The following is a 930-nucleotide window of genomic DNA, read 5'->3' on the forward strand; positions in this document are numbered from 1 at the left end:
CCAGCTGCAGCAATGATCAATTTTTTATCGCCGCGCTGAATACTCTGCCCTTCTGTATACATCATCCCGGATTCTTTAAGGTTGTAGTCCTGCAGAATTACTTGGACAGGTTGATTTATGGGAGTATCACCTGTGCTCTGCCCGGTAATCGGATCATCAACACCCGGTATTACATCGTGCAGGGTTTGCTCAGAACCAAAACGCGCAATAAGCCGTAGAGCCGTATCAGCCATACGGTTGTAGAAGTCGGTCATAGGTTATGTCCGGACTAGGAAAAGCCCGTTGTTTTTCAGGAGTGGAGCAAGCAGAGCATCGACCTTAGCAAAAGCGGGGGTAAACTGCTGTTGTACAGGCGCGGCATAGGCCACATCTACCGCCCCCTCAACACGCTCTTTGATTATCGGCCCGGTATCGGTTGGCAACCGATTGGGCTGCAAATCGTTTTCCTGCGCCTCAATTGCAAGAGCCAATTGTGCATATACCAGTTCCCGCGGTATTTCATTACTTGGGAAAAGAGCATCCGGATAGGAAATTCCCCAAGCATCAGAGCGAGGCCACTGTAAGGGTTGACCTTGCGTTGAGACATACCCCTTGTACCGGTCTCGCTTGCCTTCCAAGAAGTCCATGGCCCTGATAAGAAGCGGCTCGCACTGCTCATCCGGTAGTGCAGACAGATCTACCCCACGGGCACCTGCATAGTCGCGCAAATCTTGCACGCTGGCATAGCTGTTGGCACTCGGACTAGTGCCAGTGCCGTCTTCTATCGTCAAGGCCATGGGTTATTCGCCTGCAAGCTCAGATTTGGCGGACTCGAAAGCCTTAAAGCCGCCGGATGTGAGAGTGCCGTCTTCCCGCACTTGGTTTCGTGCCGGTGCGAATTGGATGCCCTCCAACTCGACAACAAAACCCTCTTCATCATCCTGAATAACT

The 930-nt window shown here is 52.0% G+C and carries 2 protein-coding genes; both read right to left on the reverse strand.

The features are described from left to right. Window positions 1–254, reverse strand: a 254-nt coding sequence (locus tag MO867_RS24450; protein ID WP_252473255.1) for a hypothetical protein, incomplete at its 3' end; no start/stop codon positions are given. Between the two features lie 3 nt (window positions 255–257). After that, window positions 258–776: a DnaT-like ssDNA-binding protein gene (locus MO867_RS24455; protein WP_252473256.1), complete on the reverse strand. Its 519-nt coding sequence runs from the start codon at window positions 774–776 to the stop codon at window positions 258–260. Window positions 777–930: the final 154 nt, after the last annotated feature.

The sequence above is a fragment of the Microbulbifer okhotskensis genome (assembly GCF_023895975.1).
GTDB lineage: Bacteria > Pseudomonadota > Gammaproteobacteria > Pseudomonadales > Cellvibrionaceae > Microbulbifer > Microbulbifer okhotskensis.